Raw genomic sequence first — 18,812 nt, 5'->3', positions numbered from 1 at the left:
GCCCGCACCGGCAATCACGCATGCGTGATGTGTGTATCGGTGGCAAGGATTGCGAGCTGGCTTTCAAATCGATGATAGCGGGACACCATCGTTGCTCGTGACATCGCTGCCGACCCAGCAGCCAACCGGCATTGAACGGTTCATCGACCGCTACGCCGACGAGTATCACTTCTACGGTTCCGGAAAGGTCGCACTACGAGACGGACTCGCCGGACTCGTCGACGGGGCCCGCTCACAGAACGTGCTCGTCCCGGCGTACCTGCCGGACGGCGTCGTCGAACCACTTCGCGAACTCGAGGTAGAGCCGCGATACTACGCCGTCGAACCGACGCTCGCCCCAGATTTCGTCGACCTGGAGCGACGGCTGGACGAAGACACGCTCGCCGTCATGTCGGTAAACTACTTCGGCTTTCCCCAGCCTGGCCTCGCGGAACTCGAGTCAATCGTTGCAGACGCCGACTGCTACCACATCGACGACAACGCCCACGCCCCGTTGAGCGTCGACCACGGCACACTGCTCGGAACCCGCGGCGACATCGGCATCACGAGTCTCTGGAAACTGCTGCCGATTCCGAACGGAGCGATTCTCTACTGTACCGACGAATCGGTCAGCGACCGCTACGAACCGTCGCCGCTCGCGGGTATCCGCGGGCGCGTCGACGCGTCTGACTGTCGGTATATCCTCAAATCGGTAATTCAGGAGTTCCTCGACACGGCACCACCTGTCCGCCACTCCGTCGACGCGTTACTCACCGGGCGACGTAGCGGTTCCACCACGCCGACCGTCGGCAGCCCCGCAGACCGGTACGAAGCGTGGAAGACACAGATGTCAACGCTTTCAGCCTACCTCGCGAACGATATCGACCCCACGGAGATTCGGCAGACGCGGCGGGACAACTTCCGCATCTGGCGGCACATTCTCGACGACTACGACACCCTTGACCCGGTCTTCGACTCGCTGCCTGACGGCATCTGCCCCCAGGCGTTTCCGGTTCGAACCGACGACGCCCGCGCGTTCATCGCTGAACTCGAGCGCGTCGGCGTCGACGGCGTCCATACCTGGCCGCGCCTCGCCGGCACCGTCCTCGAGAATCCCGCGTACGAAACGGCGACCCGGCTCTCGCGAGAAATCGTGACACTGCCGGTCCACCAGCACGTCGATTCGGCAGCACTCGAGTCGGTCGGTGATGCGCTTCAGTGGGAGTGAGTTTCTCGCCGGTCCTGTTTGTGGTCTTTCTGTGTCTGATCGCCCTCGTCCCCGTCTCCGTCCCCGTCTCCGTCTCCGTCTCCATCGGCGTCGGCGTCCTCGTTCCCTGTCTGTTCATCAGGAACCTCCGCGTCGTACTCGTCGGTCGCCAATGCGTGTAACTTCGCCCGCACTGGACCCGCGAGTTCGTACGACCGTACCTCCGTCCGATCGAGAATCGACTCCGTTCGGAGCTCCGAAAGCAGGCTCTGGACTGCCACCGTCGACCGATCGACCCTGCTCGCGATCTGCTCCGTCTCGAGTGCACCCTCGCGCGCGAGCACCTCCAGCACGTGGGCGGCGGTTTCGACGGTACAGCGAGAGCCCTCGCTGGCACGGTGGAGCCGGTCGCCGATCCAGGTGGTCTCGAAGAGCGTGACGACATCGCGCAGGTCGTACTCGTCCTGGTCGTTAGCGACGATAAATCGGGGGTGGATGTCGTCACTGGTATCGCCGTCCGCCTCGTCCTCGTCCTCGTCGTCGACGGTCACGTAGCCGAGTTCGACCGGCGTGCCGCCCGCTTGCACGATTGTGTCAGTCGAGGACTCCGCTTCAGCGGCGGAGGCTGTGTCTGAATCAGCAGCGACACCAGTAGACGCAGTTTCGCCGCTACGAAGCTCCCGTTCCAGCTCTCGCACCCGCGACCGCAACCGATCCCGCTGGGACCGCAAACTCGCTACCGTCTCCGCGCGCGACTCGAGTGTCCCCTCGAACGACTCGATGCGTTTCTCGCGGGACTCGAGTTGCTCGCGTAGTTCGTCGCGCTCGGTCTCCAACGCATCTCGCTCGTCCGCCAGTTCGTCCCGCTCATCCTCCAGTTCGACGACCTCTTCGTGCAATCGCCGCAACTCCTCATCGCTTCCGCCGCCAAGTTGCGTCTGCACCGTACTCCGGCCGCTCAGCGCGTCGGCCATCTGCTTCGCCGCACTCGAGACGTCGCGGGCCGACTCGAGTTCGTCCTCTAAGGTCTCGATTCGTTTCTCTTTCTTCTCGAGTTCGTTCTCGAGTTCGTGGATGCGGTCCTGTTCGCGGTCCTTGCGTTCTGAGATGTCCTGTAAGTTGCCGACGAGGGCGTCGGAGACGGACTTGAGTTCGGGGCGCTCGAAGTCGTCGAGACCGGGCGTCGCGCCGGCGTCGAAGGTGCGCTTGCGGCGGAACTGGACCTTGCGGACGTCGATATCGGTCCAGTCGGTCTGGACGAACGCCTGGCCGTCGTCGAGATCGGAGACCATCTCCGAGTATTCCGTGTCGATGATCCGGCCGACGACCTTGGTGTCGTTGTCCCAGGTGAGGCGGTGCCAGACGAGCCAGTTCGCCTGCGTGATGAAGTCCTTCTTGACGTCGGCGGGGCGCTGGCTGATGCCGAGGATGCCGAGGCCGTGCTTGCGCCCGCGCTTGCTGATCTTGATCAGGAGGTTGCCGGTCTCGCCGACGCCGCCGCCTTCGGGGATGTACTCGTGAACTTCCTCGACGACGAGCAGGAACGGTTTCTTGAGTTTCTTCTCCTTGACGAACAGCTGGCGGGCGATCTTGCGCAACAGCTCGTTTGCAACGTCCTCGTCCAGATAGCCCGAAACGTCGAGGATGACGGGGACGTTCTCCTCTAAGGCGAGGGTCGCCATCTGTTCGGCGTGCTCGGGCCCGATCTGGATGTCACACTCCTCGTCGGCCCCGGCGTGGAGCATCTCGTACTCCTCTTTGAGGCCGTAGTACTCGCCGTCGGTGTCGACAATGAGGAGGGGGAAGCCGGCCTCGAGCAACTCCTCCGCGATGACGGAAGCGGTGTTTGATTTCCCGGATCCGGACTTGCCGGTGACGAATCCCCGGCCGGTCAGCAGTTCGACGACCGGCAGGTGTAGATCCGTGCCGTCGGCCGTTTCGCCCACGAGCACCTCGCGTTGCTCGCTCACCGCCATCCCACCCCGACTGCGCGCGACTCGGTCATTATCAGTACAGTCCGAACACGCGACCTTGAATATTGGCCTCTGCGTGACAGTCCGTCTGGACGACCGGTCCTCGGCGTGCTGGCCTCTCAGGTCGTGGTAAGTCCACCCACAGCATACCTGAGAAACAATTATGTCACTGCCGCTCAACGTATCGATCGTTCCGATGATCCCGACCACGCCACCGTGCACTCGCCATCCGGCAGCCATCGCTGTCGGCAAGGGAGTGCTTGCGTCCATCTCCAGTGTCTATCTCACTGGAAATGGACGTCTCGGTGGTCGTGGACGGGACCGCTGACGGCACCGCGCCGTCGATTCGACCCCGTCCGCACCGCGCACGTGTTCGCCGGTCGGGGTCGCCGCGACGTTTCTCAGCCTCTCCGTCTCCCCTCGGAGGCTGTCTGTCTCTGCGATGCCGGCCAGCGATACCTGCGCGGGGCACACCGCTCCCGCAGCATACTGGGCTGGCACCGATCGTCGCAGGGACTCGGCAGCGACGATCCAACACGAGTTCGACTCTCGACGGGAGCCTCATGAACAGTACCCAGACTGCAGTCGTTGCAACGCTCACCGTTCGCGTGCCGCTTGGTGCCGCTGGCAGCCTCGCGGAGGGTGCGGTCGACGTCCTCGAACGAATCGGCGCGGTCGACGCTGTCAACACGGTCGATATTCGCGGCGTCTCGCCCGCACTGAACGAGACGACCGTCGACCTCGAGGCACGCCTGTTCGTCGTTGACCGCGTTGCGGATGAATCGCTTGCGAGACGCGAACTCGAGTCGGGTGTCGGTGTGCGTGCCGTCGACCGGGTTGAAGAAGTCGACGAAGTCGAAGCGGACACGCCGCCGCTCGCGGAAGTTGGCTAGGGTCGGATCAGACTCGTGCGTCTTGATTTCCGTCGAGGATTGCCAGATTGTCAGACTCGTCTCGAGGAGTCGCGACCTGTTGACCGTTCGTTTCGACCCGGTGTTCCGGTTTGCATGTTACTGGCTGACCGAAGCCGGATTGGAACATGCAGATTAGTAAAATCGTGATTAGTAAAATTATGATTAGTAAAATCGCGATTTAGATAGCCAACAATAGAGCGAGGGCGATCTGGCTGCCCTCGAGCGGAGTGCCTCGATGTACTATTGTCCGTCACTCGCGTCGTCTTCCCGCTCGATAGTCTCCTCACGCACCGTCATCCCCTTTCGGCCGAGATGCTGCAACTGCCGCCGAGCGAAGTCCTCCTCGCGCGTCCCGCGCGTCGCGAGCACGTAGACGAGCGCGCCACCTGCCGGCCGCATTGTCCGCCCCGCGCGCTGGGTCCCCTGCCGGCGCGAGCCACCGAGTCCGGAGGCGACGATCGCCAGATCCGCCGTCGGAAGGTCGATTCCCTCGTCACCCACGCGCGAAACGATCAGCAGGTCGCGCTCGTCGCGACGGAACTCCTCGAGTAGCCGCCGGCGCTCGTGATGAGGGGTCTCCCCGCTGAGGAAGGGGACGTCGAGCGCGTCGGAGAGGTCACGTCCCTGTTCGAGGTAGTCGACGAAGACGAGCGACTTCGAGCCGGGGTGTGCGGAGAGCAGGTATCGGACCTCGTCGATCTTCCCCCGGTTGCGGGCGGCGATGCGGTACCGCTCGCGGCCATCGGCGGAGGCGTAGGCGTTTGACTGCTCGTCGTCGCCCCACGGCACGTAGCGGATCTCGAGTTCCGGTTCGGCGACGAAGCCGGCTTCGAACAGCGCCTGCCAGTCGGTGCCGATTGGCGGACCAACGAGTGTGAAGATCTCGGTCTGACGGTCGTCCTCGCGGATTGGACTTGCGCTGAGTCCCAAGCGGTGCCGGGACTGCAGGTGTGTACTCCGCCGGTAGACGTCCGAGGGCACGTGTTGGCACTCGTCGAACACGACGAGCCCCCACTCGCGGTCGTCGAACAGCGACCGGTGGCGATCCATCCCCGCGATCTGGTAGGTCGCAATTGTAACGGGCCGGACGTTCTTCTGGCCACCGTGGTACTGGCCGATCTGGTCCGGTTCGAGCGAGGTGTACTCCTCGATGGCCTCGGCCCACTGGCGCGCGAGATCACGGCTTGGAACCAGCACCAGTGTCTCGCCGCCAACGTGGGCCATCGCACCCATCGCAGCGACCGTCTTTCCGCTACCCGGCGGGCCAACGAAGACGCCCTCGCCGGCCTCGGCGAAGCGGTCGACCCACGTCTGCTGGTAGTCGCGCAGCGAGACACCGAGCTCGATGTCTAGCTGCTCGCCGGCCTCCAGCTCGCGGTGGTCCTGCACGGGATAGCCCGCTTCGTAGAGAATCCGCTTGATCGCAGCCTCCGCTCCCTCGCGAACCCAGTCTTCGGTCTCAGAGATGGGGGCGTGGACGTGCTCCTCGTCGAGTTTCTGGCGCGCGACGTTGCCCATCACTTCGGGACTCTTTGCCTCCAGCACGGTGTAGCCCTCCTCGTGCGTCGTGAGGCGGAACTGATGGGCGCGATCCCACTGGCTCTCGACCCAGTCCTCGAGTGCCCGCGAGCGCTGGCCGAGTGCCTGGCGCATGGTTCGGGCGAGTTCGTCGAAGGAGTCGTGGGGGGCCTGCCAGATGTCCTCCGGTCTGACGACGTAGCGGTAGCCCTCCTCGCCGTTGCCGTCCGCGAGGTGAGCGAACTGCGCGAGCTGGGCGCGGGTGAACTGGTCGGGGCGGTCGACGATGATCTCCCGGCGCTTCGGGAAGACGACCACGCGCTCGCGATCGGTCAGGTCCTCGAGTTCGCTCGGATACCAGACGACGGGGTCGGTCGAGACGGAGAGGCGCTCGAGTGCCCCTCGTTCTGTGAGTGCGTCGAGGTCCTCGCTGATCGCCTCGTGGGGCCGGTCCAGGGCACGGGCGACGGCGCCGGCGGTGAGGACGGGACGGCCAGCCTGCTGGCAGGCGTCGTGGAAGGACTCGAGTGAGAGAGAGTGGCTGGTCGTCCCACTGGCTGAGGTCGACTCGCCGGTGTCCTCGTCGTCGGAAGGTGTGTCAGACGGGGTGTCGTCGGAGTCGTCGGGGGGATGCTCGCCGCTTCGTGTCGCTGACGAACGTTCGTCGGTCACTGCAGGGCCGTAACGGTGGTGGGAGTAAACCGATTTCGCCTCGTCTCGAGTCGGGTCGGGTCGGGTCTGGTCGGGTCTGGTCGGGTCTGGTCGGGTCTGGTCGGGTCTGGTCGGGTCTGGTCGGGTCTGGTCGGGTCTGGTCGGGTCTGGTCGGGTCTGGTCGGGTCTGGTCGGGTCCGGTCGAGCGGGTCGGTTCAGGTCTGGTCGGGTCCGGTCGAGCGGGTCGGTTCAGGTCTGGTCGGGTCCGGTCGAGCGGGTCGGTTCAGGTCTGGTCGGGTCCGGTCGAGCGGGTCGGTTCAGGTCTGGTCGGGTCTGGGAGCGCGTGCAGGTAGCAATCCTTGACAGTGCAACACTATATGCCTCGCGGCGTCGTGTTTTCTCGTATGTTCCGTGCGATCCTCCCCGAGGGACAGATCATGTGCGAGGACTACGACCGAACGGACGACGGGCTCAGGCTGTACGACGAGTCCGGCGACTTCATCGCGTTCGTGCCGTACGCAAACCTTCACGCGTTGCTCAACGAGGACGTCTACAACGAAAGCGAGCGGTCGATCATGTAACCGGCGACTGATCGATCGCATCGAGCTGTTCCCGGTAGCGGTTTCTGACGGTCACCACGGTCGTCTGCGCGGTGTCGGCAACTGCGCGCTGCGGGATGGTTTCGTCACAGAGCAAGCCGGCGGCGTAGATCGCTGCCGCGGCGAATCCGGTCGGTGACTTCCCGGAGTGGAGTCCCAGGTCGGTCGTCTGGTCGATGATCTCGACCGCTCTGGTTTCGACCTCCTTGCTCACGTCGAGTTCCGAACAGAACCGCGGCACGAACTGGCGGGGGTTCGTCGGTTCGAGATTGATGTCGAGTTCGTCCGCGATGTAGCGGTAGGTGCGGCCGATCTCGCGTTGATCGACCCGCGAAACGGATGTAACCTCCTCGAGACTGCGTGGAATGCCCTCCTTTCGGCAGGCGGTGTAGAGCGCACTGGTCGCGACGCCCTCGATGGAACGCCCGCGAATGAGGTCTTGCTCGAGTGCCCGCCGGTAGATCACGCTCGCGGTCTCTTTAACCGGCTTTGGGACGCCGAGTGCACTGACCATGCGATCGATCTCCGAGAGTGCGTACTTGAGATTGCGTTCGCCCGCGTTCTTCGTGCGAATGCGCTCCTGCCAGACCCGCAGACGGTGGAGTTGGCCGTGCTTATCGGCCGACATCGAGCGACCGTTTGCATCCTTGTTGCGCCAGTCGATCGTCGTCGTCAGCCCCCGGTCGTGCATGGACTGCGTAAGGGGGGCACCGACCCGGGAGAGTTCGTCGTGTTCCTGAGCGTTGAACGCGCGCCACTCCGGACCGTAGTCGATCGGGTCCTCGGTCAGCACGAGCCCGCACTCACCACACACGCGCTCGCCGCGGTCCGGATCGTGGACGATGGTATCAGTTTCGCAGTCGGGACATAATCCAGGTTCCGACTCCTGGACCTCGCTTCTGGTGTGGTCGATGATGGACTGCGTCATCAGTAGTGGACGGAAGCCGTGCAGCCACTGTAAGGGGTTCACATGGTTTCGAGAGAAACCCCGACTTACTGGACATTAACTCACGGCCCGGCGACGGCAGGGGTGGGCATCAAGCCAGTCCGCTCACGCGACCGCACCGACTGGGTGACAGCCGCGAAAACGCGTCGCTATCAGCGCGTGGCACTCGAGTACAGTTGTCCACAGACTCACTCGTCACTTCGCCGCGAATGCGTTCATCCGACCACGAGACCGGTCGCAAGCGCCACTCTACCGATCGATCGAAGTCAGTTTCGCCGGTGGGTAACAGTGTAGTTCTTCGCGTAAAGCTCGCTTTCGCGGCCAAACCGTCAGGAGATTTTATGTCGCTCGAGTCAAACGTTTCGTAGCAGTGCTGTGTCGCCGATCCGCACACCGACATCGACCCCTGAATCGCCAGCGACGTCGTAGCAACAGCTGTACGCCGTCGGTACAGACGCCCAATCGAGGGATACTTCCAGGATCAACACGCGCCGTTGCTGGCCGAAACACCCGCCAACAGCGTCGCGACGGCCGTCTTCCGGGAAGTGGATCCGTACCCACTTTGCAGCCGGTGCGAAACGTGGACGTGCTTAAGAGTGTCTCTGTTGGTGTACAACTTGGTGTGTCAATCGTGACTGCGAATCGCCGTCTGAGCGTACAGGGGTCGCTGTCGGCTCGACAGCCCGGTGGTCGTTTTACCACCCGACGCCGACTCCCCGCAACCGGAGCTCTTCTACGTGGTCGTACAGCCGGAGGGATCCGATAATGTCTTCCGTCGATACCTCACTCCCGGACGAACTCGCCTCCTCCGTGAGCGATGAGGAAACTGAGGATCAGCTGTCGAAAGACGTTATTTTTGAGCTCCTGAAGAACCGCCGTCGGCGCGAAGTACTGACGTACTTACTCGAGGCCGACGAGACTGTCACCCTCGGCGAACTCGCCGAGCAGATTGCTGCCTGGGAGAACGATACCAGCGTCAATGCGCTCAGTTCTGATCAACGAAAGCGCGTCTATGTTGCCCTCTACCAGACCCATCTTCCCAAGATGGACGACGCTGGAATCGTCGAGTACGACCAGGACCGCGGGCTGATATCGCTGTCGGACAACGCTGACCTGTTGATGATGTATCTCGATACGGATTCACATCGACAGGATCGCTGGGACCGCTGGTACGCGAGTCTCAGTGTCGGCGGCGGCGTGCTCATTGGTGCAGCATTGCTCGGTGTTCCCGGTCTCGCTTCCCTCCCGACGCTTGCACTCGCGGGTAGCGTCGTACTCGCATTTTTCGTTCTCTCGCTGGCTCACGCCGCGACGAATCGCGAGCACGAGCGAAACGTCGATGGCAAACTCTCACGCATCGAGTGAGGAGCAAGCGAGCGTGCTGCGATCGATTCGAGCGGTACTGACCACGACCGTCACGGTGAGGGACCTGTTTCGTTGACTGGTGTTCTCAAATTCGAACAGGATCAAGAAGGACTTTTATCCACCCCGTTCGTAACACGAGATGGCTCCCGGCGACCGTCATCCAGTACCGGGACAGTTCGCGTGCCAGCTTGCTGTTCCTCGCGCGGGAGCCATCTTCTCACTGCGACCGATGACCGGTCAGCTGCCAGTCACAACCAGACACAGCGACACAACTTCGCGGTCAAACCAGACGCTCCAAACGATGACTCGTGGAGACGCTTGATCGCTGTGAAAAAAGTCAGTCGTCGGTCGGCAGCCGTCCGCCGTCGGTCACTGTGCCGGTGTGCGTGTGGCCGCTGCTGTGTTACTGGTTGCGTGCGTTGTACTGCACGTCGACAGTCGCAGGCCCACACAGCGTGAAGTCCTCGATTGTCCCCTCGAACCAGTAGGCATCGAGTTCGTCGTCGACGATGCCACGGACGAAGCGGTCGTCGATGATGTCTTCGTCGTCGATCGTCGCAGAGCGGTGGTCCGACTTGACGACCGTCCCGTCGATACGGAACGAGTACGTACTCGGACCGTCACTCTCGCCACCATCGATAACCAGTGCGTGTGGCAGCAGTTCGGTCTCACCGTACTCGGCTGGGTCGATCTCCTCATCATCGAGGAAGACTGCAGCCTCACCGTCGGTAAACGTCACGTCGGTGAGCGCACCCGAGAAGCGGAACGTCTGGGTCGAGTCAGTCACCGAACTCTGGACCGTCGAGCCGGAAATCGTCGTCACTTCGTCGTCCGGATCCTCGTCTGCGTCGAGTTCGATCGTGCCGTCGACCGTGATCTCGTAGCTGGTCGGCGCTCCCCGACCCTCGATTTCGAGTACGTGTGGCAGATCCTCGCCGTAGTCGGACGGATCGACTTCCTCACCGTTGACGAAGACCGTCCCCGGGCCGTCGACCGTCAGCGAGAGAAGGTCACCATCGAACCGGAAGGCATCCTTCCAGTCGGCGACGACGCCGTATGCCACGCCGTCCTCGACGCCCGCAGCCGCGTCAATTGTCGCACCCTCTGCCGTCGATGGCTCGACATCGCCCTCGGCCTCGAACTCGTAGCGAGTCACGTCCGAGTCGTCTCCCTCCACGAGCAGGAGGTTATCGAGTGCGGGTTCGTCGTCATCGTCATCGGTATCCTCACCAGCATCGGGCTCACTGCCGCCCGTCTCACTCGTCTCGCCCGACGCTGCTTCGACGGCAGATGTCGGAGTCCCCTCGGGGACCGAGAGGTCGGGGGAACTCGAGACGTTCGAGCGATCCAGGCCGCCGCCCTGAACGCTGCCGCTGATTGCGCCGCCGGACATCTGGGCGGTTGCATTACCGCGCATGATGAGCGCGTGCGGGTAGCCGCCGCTCGCGAAGTGCGAATCCTCGATCGAGACGGTACTGCCGGGCCAGACCCAGACCGGACGGCCGCTGTCTTCAGTGTAGCCACCCCAGCCAGGGCCGTAATCGGTGTTGTCGTTGTAGGCGACCGAGTTGACGATCGCGTCGTTCCCACCGGCGACGCGGTAGGTGCTGACACCGTTGTTCTTGCCGTAACAGTGTTCGAAGCGCGCGGAGCCACCCGAAGCGGTGTTCGAACAGTAGAAGCCGTTGTTCGGCCAGCCCTGCACGTTGCAGTGGCGGAATGTGACGTCACAGGCGGCGTTACTGTGGTAGAACACCGCGCCAGGTCCGTGGACGAAGCTTTCGCCTTCCTTGGTCGATCCGTCACCGAGGTAGACGTTCTCGATTAGAACGTCCCCACTTGGTGCCGTGATCGAGATCATGAACGCGTCTCCACGGTGGAGGCCCTCGAATCCGACGTTTCGGATAACGGAGTTTCCGCCCTCGACGAGCAACAGGACGCTGTTGCCGTTGGTCAGGTCGATCAGTTTGTTTTCGAAGGTGTCACCCTGCCCGATACGGATGACCTGTCCGTTGGCGGTGATTGTCTCGTAGTCGTCACTGTTTGCCGCACCGGCGGTTGCGCCGAACGCGGTCGCTGCAGTCGTTGCCCCAGCCAGTTTCATGTAGGAACGACGGTCGAGTAATCCGCTATTACTCTCGGTCGTCATGTCGTCTCCGGATGAACCGTCACCCGGTACCGAACGTTCACGTGCCATGTACTACGGGTAATACAGAACTACCGCAATAAACTTTCCCTTTCACTACACTTAAAATTTACAGACAGTAGATGTGGTCTGATCGATCGTTCACAAAACTATCTACGTTTATAATCGAAAGGAGGCCGCATTCGGTCTTCTCCGGCAAGTAATACGGTATTACCCAAAATCGCCGCGAATATAGCAGCAAAATCTGACGGGTAAAACGATATTATACTCACTGATCAAACACGTTCGATGCAACCCACTACGCGCCTCGCACGCGTGAACAACACGCCCTATTCAGACAGTAGACGAGATCGAGGAAGCAACTGCTATGCAGCATTGATGTGATCGTCTGCAGTCATCGCAGGGACGCGCTCGACACGTGATGTTAGAATTCAGGCCCCGGTCCCGGTGTGAAGTACCCCGCGCACGGTGGCGCGGGGCGTCCGTGTTTAGTCCTGCACTGCTGACGCAACGGACTTTAATTCCTCTCGCGCTCCCATCCCTGGTTGCGCCGACGTCCCGTGTCGGTCAACACCCGAACACAAATCGTGTCCGTGAGAGTCGGGGCCTCCACCAGCCCCCGATGCCGCCCGTCTCACCGTCCGAACGTGTGGAAGGGTTTCGAGAGACAGCACATTTCCATACTGTTCGTCTAACCAATTCTGCACAACGCATACCGCCGCCTTCCGATCAGCGTGGTCTTGGAACTCACACCGTTTGCATTTGAATCGCTTCTTCTGTCGATTCGCTCGGTCTGTGTGCTGGCACTCCGTCCGTGGGCATCGCTGACTCGTGTATTCGGGGTCAACCACATCTGAAGAAACCCCTTCCCACGCAGCTTTGTACGATACCATCTCTTGGAGAGTTGCGAACGGCAGTGAGTGTAGCCGACGGTTCATTCGCGTTCCGTAGTCGATGGACTCTCGCATGTCTTTGAGGTCTTCAAAGACGATCACCGGGTCGGTAAATTGCGAGACCCAGTCAACTACCTGCCGCGATACTTTGTGTAGGCAATCGTGAACGTAGTCCCGTTCCTCAGTCTTCACGGCCGTCTCGAACGCAGTCTGCCCGGCTTTCTGTATCCGCTTGCGCTTGGTGAAAAACTCGTGTCGCTGTTCTTTCACTGACGGATACTCGAACACCACCGACTGTTTCACCCCACCGTTCCGACTCATTGCAGCAAGGGCAATACAGTCCTCGTTCACATCCACGCCAACAATTGTGTCCGCGTCGTTCTTGCTGGCGACGCGATGAGTCTCGTGGGTGACTGTTACGTGGAGTCGCCACTCATTGTGTTTGTGAACGACTTCAGCGGTTCCAACCCGCCATTCTTCGTCGTTGAATGCGATTTGGAGTCTGTCGAAGTGGTCGGGGTTGCCACGGAGTTCGCCTTTGACGTGCGTGCCTCTTGTGGCAGTGATACGGAACCGAACCGTCCCGTCGTCTTCGGGGAACAGGCGATAGCCTTCGCTGTGGTTCATCACCATCGGGTACGACTCGTCGATGTATGGGTAAGGTCGACCCCATCCGTCATCTTTGTTGTCGTGATAGGTCTCGATTTCACCGAGTGCCTTGTCAACGATGAGTTGGGTGGTGTTGTTGACGTGATCGGCGTTATCAACGACAGTCGATTTAATGTCGCCCCAATCCCAACCGGCTCGGTCGAGTCGATTGGCTTCGTTGCGGATGCGGCGGGCCTCAATACAGCCCGTTTGCAGGTCGTCCCCACTCCCCGTGTGGATGTCTAGTCCGAACGACAGTGATTGGGTGAGTTTGGACGACTGCACTGTATTCTAGTATAATTTGACACTTGTTAAAAGTTCGTGTTGTGACGCGCTTCACCCACGGGCACGGTGGCCCGTGGTACTCGCGCTGCTATTCTTATAGAGACGGTCATAATCAGGGCCATGGCCAGAGCCAGGTCCGTATCTAGGGTCACTGCGAAACGAGCCAGCCACTCACTCAGTCGTACGAAAATGGAAACCAAAACTGGATCGCAGCGGCGGGAGGGCCGTCGATCAACGGTGTGTATCGATCGGCGGTCGGCACCGGGCAGCCAGTGTCGTCGACGGACAGCAGCCCGGAACGACCGGTCGTGGAGGGCCGTCGTCAGCGGGTTTCAAACGGTGGACCACTCACCCCATCCCACAGCGGGTGAGCGGTTCGGAATCGTCGGAACGGCGGGACCGGCCATCGCCGCCACATCCCCTTGGCAGCGGTGGCCAACTACCTGTCGCACGTTGCTCGGTGGTCGTCTCTCGTCGTCGTCCGCTCAGTTCGCGTCGCCGGCAGCCGCTTCCTCGGCACTCGTCGGCGTTCCATCCGGAATGAAGGCGGACGGATCAGTTCCGACATCGTCGCCGAGCTGGACTGTCGAGCCGTCGTTCTCGCCAACACCGGCCTGTTCGTCGTAGTCGGTGTCGGTCACGACGACTTCGGTCGGGTTGCCGTTCGCACCGGCGTCGATCGCGACGTTCTGCCCGTTCATCTCGAGCTGGCAGTTGTCGACCTCGATCGTGCCGGGTGCCCAGGCCCAGATCCCGCGGCCCTGGTAACCCTCCTCGTTGATGTAGACACTCGAGTTCGTGACCTTGCTTCCCGCCGTCGCGAGACGGAAGTGGGAGACATAACAGTTCGCGGCGAAACAGCGGTCGATGTGGATCGTACCGCCGCCGGCGTTTCCGGGTGCGGAGGCGTAGATCGCGTTGTCCGCGAAGCCCTGGATGTTGACGTTCTGGAAGTCGATGTGGCCCGCGTGGTCGGGATCGACCCAGAAGGCCGTCTGGCCGTGGCCGCTGGAACTGCCGTTGCGCTCGTCGGAGCCGTCACCGAGGTAGACGTTCTCGATGGTACTCGAGCCGCCGGAGTCAGAGATACCGAACGTGGCGGAGCCAGTTCCGGAGGTGTTCTCGCCGGCGAAGCCGACGTTCCGGACGGTCCAGTCCTCGCCGTGTGCGGTGACGATGATGTCCTGACCGGTGGTCATGTCGATAAGCTTGTTCTCCCAGGTCTCACCGGAACCGATCGTGATCGTCTGGTTTTCGGCTTCGATGAGTTCGTAGTCCGTCTGACCCGTTGCCGTACCGGCTACGCCAAGGGTCGTCGCTGCGGTTGCGACCGCTGCGATGGATCGGACGTAATTGCGGCGGGTTAAGCTCGAATTACGGCCGGTAGTCGGAGTATTCTCCGTTTCGGACGGACGGGAATTCTGCGCCATACACTACCGTAACATCATCTTATACTCATAAACCTTTCTTTGTCCAGGAGAGTTGAATTAACAGATAGTATTATGAACAGTACGGAATAGATCACAATGAATGACGATTTGGTCACGAACATACGAACGATAAACCGTTGAAACGAGTCTCGTAACCTCCTGTATTCCGAGTAAACAGTCCTTTACTCGCGTTGTAGTGGGCTCTATCGACTGTTTTGCCAACGACGTCCGTGAGTCGTTTGAGCTAGAGAGAGTGACTGTTTATCCCTGAAACGGTCGGCCAGTCACTGGTTACTAACACCTGTTCCGGCTCGGAGTGTGTACCAAGTGATGACACAGACAGTTGTAGACCAGTCCCAGAGCCTGACTGCCTCGAAGACGAGACACACGCGGTCGATACCTGTTACTCGTGATCAGAGTATCAGTCGGTCTCCGAGTCTGCACCCCCCGCACGGATTCGCTCATCCACAGCGTCTGGACTGACAGCAAAACTGGTTCACTCGCTTCCGTTCCTCTCCTCTCCGATACGCCATCCAGCCACCCCGATACGGACTCCATCCAGCCACCCCGATACGAACTCCATCCAGCCACCCCGATACGGACTCCATCCAGCCACCCCGATACGGACTCCATCCAGCCACCCCGATACGGACTCCATCCCGACACGACCCCCGCCGTCTTCAACCGCCTCGAAACTCCCCTACGCCACAGCACTCTCCTCTGACGAGTTCACGGCGTACATCTCGAACTCGCTGTTGGAAACCACCTTACTCACACCCGGCTGTTGTGAGGCGTCCTCGAGTGCGGCTTCACTGTAGTGCAGTTCTTGATAGACTCCGAACTCTCTGGTGACGTCGAACTCGGTGACGATGAAGTAGTAGTCGAGGTCGTTGTACGCCCCACTATAGTTTCCGGCCTCCCACAACTCGGGATCGACCTCACCACTTGCCGTTCCCGCACCCGATAGCGGCTCGTCGCGCTCTTCGAGGCCGTACAGGCCGTGGTCGTACCGGAACGGATCGTAGCCGAGGCCGACGTGTGGTCGGTCCTCCGCACCGTGCTCGAAGGCCGTTTCGTAGCCGCTGAATTTCTGGTCGGTGACGTGCTGGCCTGGGTTGTAGATGATCGGCGACGCGAACACCGTCATCAGTCCCAGGACGAGACAGGCACCGAGTGCTACCGCTCCGACCGCGTTCGCGCCCGGCGTCGTGATGTACCGTGAGAGTCCGCCGATCACGTGTGCGATTGCGATACCGCCGAGAATCGTCAACAGGACGTAGATGAAGCCGACTTGCCGGAACGCCATCGTCGGCGTCCCGACGAAGTAGACGAGAAAGATCCCACCGAGCGGAACGAGCGAGAGCGCGAAGTAGGTGACGAGCGTCGACGTTTCACGGTCGGTCGCGGTCCAGCCAAGCCACATGACCAGCACGAAGAGCGCGGCGACGAGACCGATTATCGCGGCGTCGAGGAAGAGAACGACGAACATCTCACCGAGGCTGCCGCCGATTTCCGTGAGCGAGCCACCACGCTGGTCGACCGTCTCACCGCCGCCGATATCCGCGGAGAACATACCGTAAACGAGGCCGGAAACAGCGGTCTGGAACCGTTCGTTCGTCACCACCCAGATGGTGAAGATGACACCGAGCACGGCCGCGTGCGTGTACGTCGTCGGGTGTTCGAGCACCGGGTGCTCCTCGTAGCGCCAGCTGGCGAGGTACTGAATCCCCGCAATCGTGCCAACGAAGACGACAACGTTGATCATCTGCTGTGGATGGACGAACAAGAGTGCGATCCCAGAGAGGTAGATGAGCAGACTAAACGGCGAGAGGCCGAATGGCAACTGTTCGATCGTCGAGCGACGGTGGAGGTACGCGACGAACGCAAAGATGACGACCGGAACCAGAAACAGCGCGTTCGAATTCGTGTGTACCCCCATGTGCGTCGCGATATTGTTGATCGGCAGCACCATCCAGGAGACGACTGCGGCGACGCCGACGGCGAGCCCATTGCCAGTTATATCTCGAACGACGAGCGGGACAAATACCAAGAACGGGATGAACAGAATAACCATGCTGAGCAACAGTGCCCGCTCGATTGGAACTCCTGACAGGAAGTGAATCACCGCTGCGATCGAGTGTACACCCGGGTAGAACAGTTCGTGGGGTTGCAACCCGCCGTCGACGATGTCCCGAGTCCAGCCGAGGTGTGTCAGCGCATCACCCATGCCGGAGAACCGGTAATCGCGGATCAACGGCAGACTCACGATAGCCGTCACCGTCGTCGCGCCGAGCGCAATCGCAAGGCCCTGCTGTCGGCCGCGGCAGGCAAGCGCCAGCACGACTGCAATCGCGAGCGCGACGGCGAACCCGACCCAGGTCGCTGTCGGTGTCCCTGCAAAGATCGACTCCTCGTACCCCATCGCGGGATTTGCGCGTGCGACGAAGAGTCCGACGGCGAGAGCGAGAAATCCAACTGCGGACGTGGCGTTGCGCACTGATTTACTCATCGTATCACTCCCAAAATAGGTTCGCCTCTCGTGTCGATATGCATCTCTTGCCGTCAGCACACCGAATCGGCGGTTTGTTATACGGATCTTATCAACGACGGTGTGTAACAGCACAACTACCCCGGCAATAGTACAGTGTTCTGTCACTCGAGTACCCACGCAGCGCACACCGAGCACGCCAGCCAGCCTCAGTACGGCGCTCATACACACGCCGGGGCGACCGTCGTCCGACAAACCGACCGACGAGACCAGTCCCACCCGCACGCGAGTGGTGTGCCGACTGACACCTGTACGGCCTCGTTGTCGCGAACCGAAGGGTCGGCTATGCATCGATTTCACAGTCGGCGACCGATCAACGGTTCTGATGGTTTTTGTAGCCGCTCGTGGTTCGTCGAGGCGATACAACTGCCATGTCATCGATCACCGTCGACTCTCCGACCGTCTCCGGTTCGACACTCGAGTGCGACGTCAGTCCGTCGCCGGATCTGCGCCGTTTCTTCACGGCCGAACCGTTCCGCGTGAGCTATGATCGGCCCCTCGAGGACGTACCGGAGGGCATTCTCGTGATTCCCGTCCTCGCACAGGTCTGTCCGGTCGCGTGGGCCAACGGCGCGGACGTCTACGTCGAGGAGGTGGACGCAACGTTCGCGCGCGCACTCGAGGATGTGCAGGCGTCACTGTGTGCGATGCACGACTTTCTCGAGGGTGGAGAACTGTACGCCAGGCGAGTAACAGCACAGGAGCCGTCGGTAGACGAAGCCGATGCTGCGGACGCTGACAGCGCCCTCCTCTTTACCGGCGGCGTCGACTCCACCTGCTCGTACGTCCGCCACCGTGAGGAGAACCCCACCCTCGTCAGCATCCGCGGCTGGACCATCACCATGGACCCCGCCGACGATCAGGACTGGACCCACCTCCGTGACCGCGTCACCGAGTTCGCCGCCGAGCGCGACCTCGACACTGCCTTCATCGAAACCAACGCCCTCTCCGCACTCGACCACGCCATGCTGCTCGCCCACTACAAGCGCTACGTCGACGGTGCCTGGTACAGCTCCGTCGGGCACGGACTGGGCCTCCTCGGCCTCTGTGCCCCCATGGCGTACGCCCGTACCATCGACGACCTCTACGTCGCCGCCACCCACTGGGACGGCATCGAACTCGAGTGGGGCTCGCGCCCGGACATCGACGACAACGTGCGCTGGACGGGGACGCAGTGTCACCACGACGCCTACGAACTCACGCGCCAGGAACGCCTCGACGCGATTGCGGAGTACGTTGCAAGCGACGCGCCCGAACTGGAACTGCAGACGTGTAACACGCGGATGGACGGCAACTGCGGGCGCTGCGAGAAGTGTTATCGGACCGCCGTCGGCCTGCGGCTGTCGGGACTCGAGCCGACGGCACACGGCTACCCGTTCGATGAGTCAGACTACCGCGAGCTACGGACTGCACTCGAGCAGGGACAGTGGGTGCTGGGACAGGACGAGCGGTATATGTGGGAGGACATCCGCGAGCGGGTTCGCGAGACCGACCGCGAACCAGAGTCGGCCGCCGAGCGCGAGTTCTTCGAGTGGCTCGAGACGGCGGATTTGAACGCGCTCGTCTCAGAGTCGGGACCGCCGCTCTCACATCGTGTACTACGCGCGGGCGCGAGGAACGCCCCGACGCCGGTCTACAATGCAGCGTATCCAGCGTGGAAGGCGATGAAGACGGGGTTGCACCGGGTTCGAATGGGACGGTAGCAAGGGA

General features: G+C 61.6%; 12 protein-coding genes. 5 read left to right on the top strand and 7 right to left on the bottom strand.

What is annotated here, in order from left to right:
* The first annotated feature begins 31 nt into the window (after positions 1-31).
* Positions 32-1,207 carry a DegT/DnrJ/EryC1/StrS family aminotransferase gene (locus tag NMAG_RS14675; protein WP_012996772.1) on the top strand — a complete coding sequence of 392 codons (1,176 nt, stop codon included), beginning with the start codon at positions 32-34 and terminating at the stop codon, positions 1,205-1,207.
* Here the strand turns inward: NMAG_RS14675 and NMAG_RS14670 are convergent.
* The gene (locus NMAG_RS14670) at positions 1,195-3,162 is read right to left on the bottom strand and encodes an ATP-binding protein (protein ID WP_004214705.1); all 1,968 of its coding nucleotides are present in this window, start codon (positions 3,160-3,162) and stop codon (positions 1,195-1,197) included. The two genes, NMAG_RS14675 and NMAG_RS14670, sit on opposite strands and share 13 nt — an antisense overlap.
* Before the next feature lie 560 nt (positions 3,163-3,722).
* Between NMAG_RS14670 and NMAG_RS14665 the strand changes: the two genes are divergently transcribed.
* Complete coding sequence (locus NMAG_RS14665; RefSeq protein ID WP_004214706.1) at positions 3,723-4,052, top strand: hypothetical protein; 330 nt, start codon at positions 3,723-3,725, stop codon at positions 4,050-4,052.
* A gap of 261 nt (positions 4,053-4,313) precedes the next feature.
* Here NMAG_RS14665 and NMAG_RS14660 read toward each other — a convergent pair whose 3' ends face one another.
* Positions 4,314-6,263 carry a DEAD/DEAH box helicase gene (locus tag NMAG_RS14660; protein WP_004214707.1) on the bottom strand — a complete coding sequence of 650 codons (1,950 nt, stop codon included), beginning with the start codon at positions 6,261-6,263 and terminating at the stop codon, positions 4,314-4,316.
* A 383-nt stretch (positions 6,264-6,646) separates the two neighbouring features.
* On the opposite strand from NMAG_RS14660, the gene NMAG_RS22190 reads away from it, so the two are divergent.
* A complete protein-coding gene (locus NMAG_RS22190; protein ID WP_012996770.1) occupies positions 6,647-6,823 on the top strand; it encodes a hypothetical protein in 177 nt (58 codons plus the stop codon).
* Here NMAG_RS22190 and NMAG_RS14655 read toward each other — a convergent pair.
* Positions 6,816-7,769 (bottom strand): transcription initiation factor IIB, encoded by a 954-nt coding sequence (locus NMAG_RS14655; protein WP_004214709.1) that lies wholly within the window; start codon positions 7,767-7,769, stop codon positions 6,816-6,818. The genes NMAG_RS22190 and NMAG_RS14655 overlap by 8 nt on opposite strands.
* 783 nt (positions 7,770-8,552) lie before the next feature.
* Between NMAG_RS14655 and NMAG_RS14650 the strand changes: the two genes are divergently transcribed.
* On the top strand, positions 8,553-9,152 hold the full coding sequence (locus tag NMAG_RS14650; RefSeq protein ID WP_004214711.1) for a DUF7344 domain-containing protein: 600 nt from the start codon (positions 8,553-8,555) through the stop codon (positions 9,150-9,152).
* 403 nt (positions 9,153-9,555) lie between these two features.
* Here the strand turns inward: NMAG_RS14650 and NMAG_RS14645 are convergent, their stop codons facing one another.
* The 4 genes from NMAG_RS14645 to NMAG_RS14630 form a co-directional block, all read right to left on the bottom strand.
* Positions 9,556-11,256: a hypothetical protein gene (locus NMAG_RS14645; RefSeq protein ID WP_004214712.1), complete on the bottom strand. Its 1,701-nt coding sequence runs from the start codon at positions 11,254-11,256 to the stop codon at positions 9,556-9,558.
* A 530-nt stretch (positions 11,257-11,786) separates the two neighbouring features.
* Positions 11,787-13,124: an RNA-guided endonuclease TnpB family protein gene (locus NMAG_RS14640; RefSeq protein ID WP_004214713.1), complete on the bottom strand. Its 1,338-nt coding sequence runs from the start codon at positions 13,122-13,124 to the stop codon at positions 11,787-11,789.
* Between the two features lie 485 nt (positions 13,125-13,609).
* On the bottom strand, positions 13,610-14,554 hold the full coding sequence (locus NMAG_RS14635; protein ID WP_004214714.1) for a hypothetical protein: 945 nt from the start codon (positions 14,552-14,554) through the stop codon (positions 13,610-13,612).
* A 700-nt stretch (positions 14,555-15,254) separates the two neighbouring features.
* Positions 15,255-17,063: a hypothetical protein gene (locus NMAG_RS14630; protein WP_012996768.1), complete on the bottom strand. Its 1,809-nt coding sequence runs from the start codon at positions 17,061-17,063 to the stop codon at positions 15,255-15,257.
* A gap of 410 nt (positions 17,064-17,473) precedes the next feature.
* On the opposite strand from NMAG_RS14630, the gene NMAG_RS14625 reads away from it, so the two are divergent.
* Positions 17,474-18,805 carry a hypothetical protein gene (locus tag NMAG_RS14625; RefSeq protein ID WP_004214716.1) on the top strand — a complete coding sequence of 444 codons (1,332 nt, stop codon included), beginning with the start codon at positions 17,474-17,476 and terminating at the stop codon, positions 18,803-18,805.
* Positions 18,806-18,812 lie beyond the last annotated feature (7 nt).

Origin of the sequence: Natrialba magadii ATCC 43099 (assembly GCF_000025625.1) — an archaeon.
In the GTDB taxonomy this organism is placed as follows: Archaea; Halobacteriota; Halobacteria; order Halobacteriales; family Natrialbaceae; genus Natrialba; species Natrialba magadii.
Note: the sequence above shows the minus strand (reverse complement) of the source record. Positions and strands in the feature narration are given on the sequence as shown.

Coding starts and splice junctions, on each gene's coding strand:
- NMAG_RS14665 (WP_004214706.1), top strand. CDS start 3,723: ATGAACAGTACCCAGACTGCAGTCGTTGCAACGCTCACCGTTCGCGTG.
- NMAG_RS14630 (WP_012996768.1), bottom strand. CDS start 17,063: ATGAGTAAATCAGTGCGCAACGCCACGTCCGCAGTTGGATTTCTCGCT.
- NMAG_RS14635 (WP_004214714.1), bottom strand. CDS start 14,554: ATGGCGCAGAATTCCCGTCCGTCCGAAACGGAGAATACTCCGACTACC.
- NMAG_RS14655 (WP_004214709.1), bottom strand. CDS start 7,769: ATGACGCAGTCCATCATCGACCACACCAGAAGCGAGGTCCAGGAGTCG.
- NMAG_RS14650 (WP_004214711.1), top strand. CDS start 8,553: ATGTCTTCCGTCGATACCTCACTCCCGGACGAACTCGCCTCCTCCGTG.
- NMAG_RS14645 (WP_004214712.1), bottom strand. CDS start 11,256: ATGAAACTGGCTGGGGCAACGACTGCAGCGACCGCGTTCGGCGCAACC.
- NMAG_RS14625 (WP_004214716.1), top strand. CDS start 17,474: ATGTCATCGATCACCGTCGACTCTCCGACCGTCTCCGGTTCGACACTC.
- NMAG_RS22190 (WP_012996770.1), top strand. CDS start 6,647: ATGTTCCGTGCGATCCTCCCCGAGGGACAGATCATGTGCGAGGACTAC.
- NMAG_RS14670 (WP_004214705.1), bottom strand. CDS start 3,162: ATGGCGGTGAGCGAGCAACGCGAGGTGCTCGTGGGCGAAACGGCCGAC.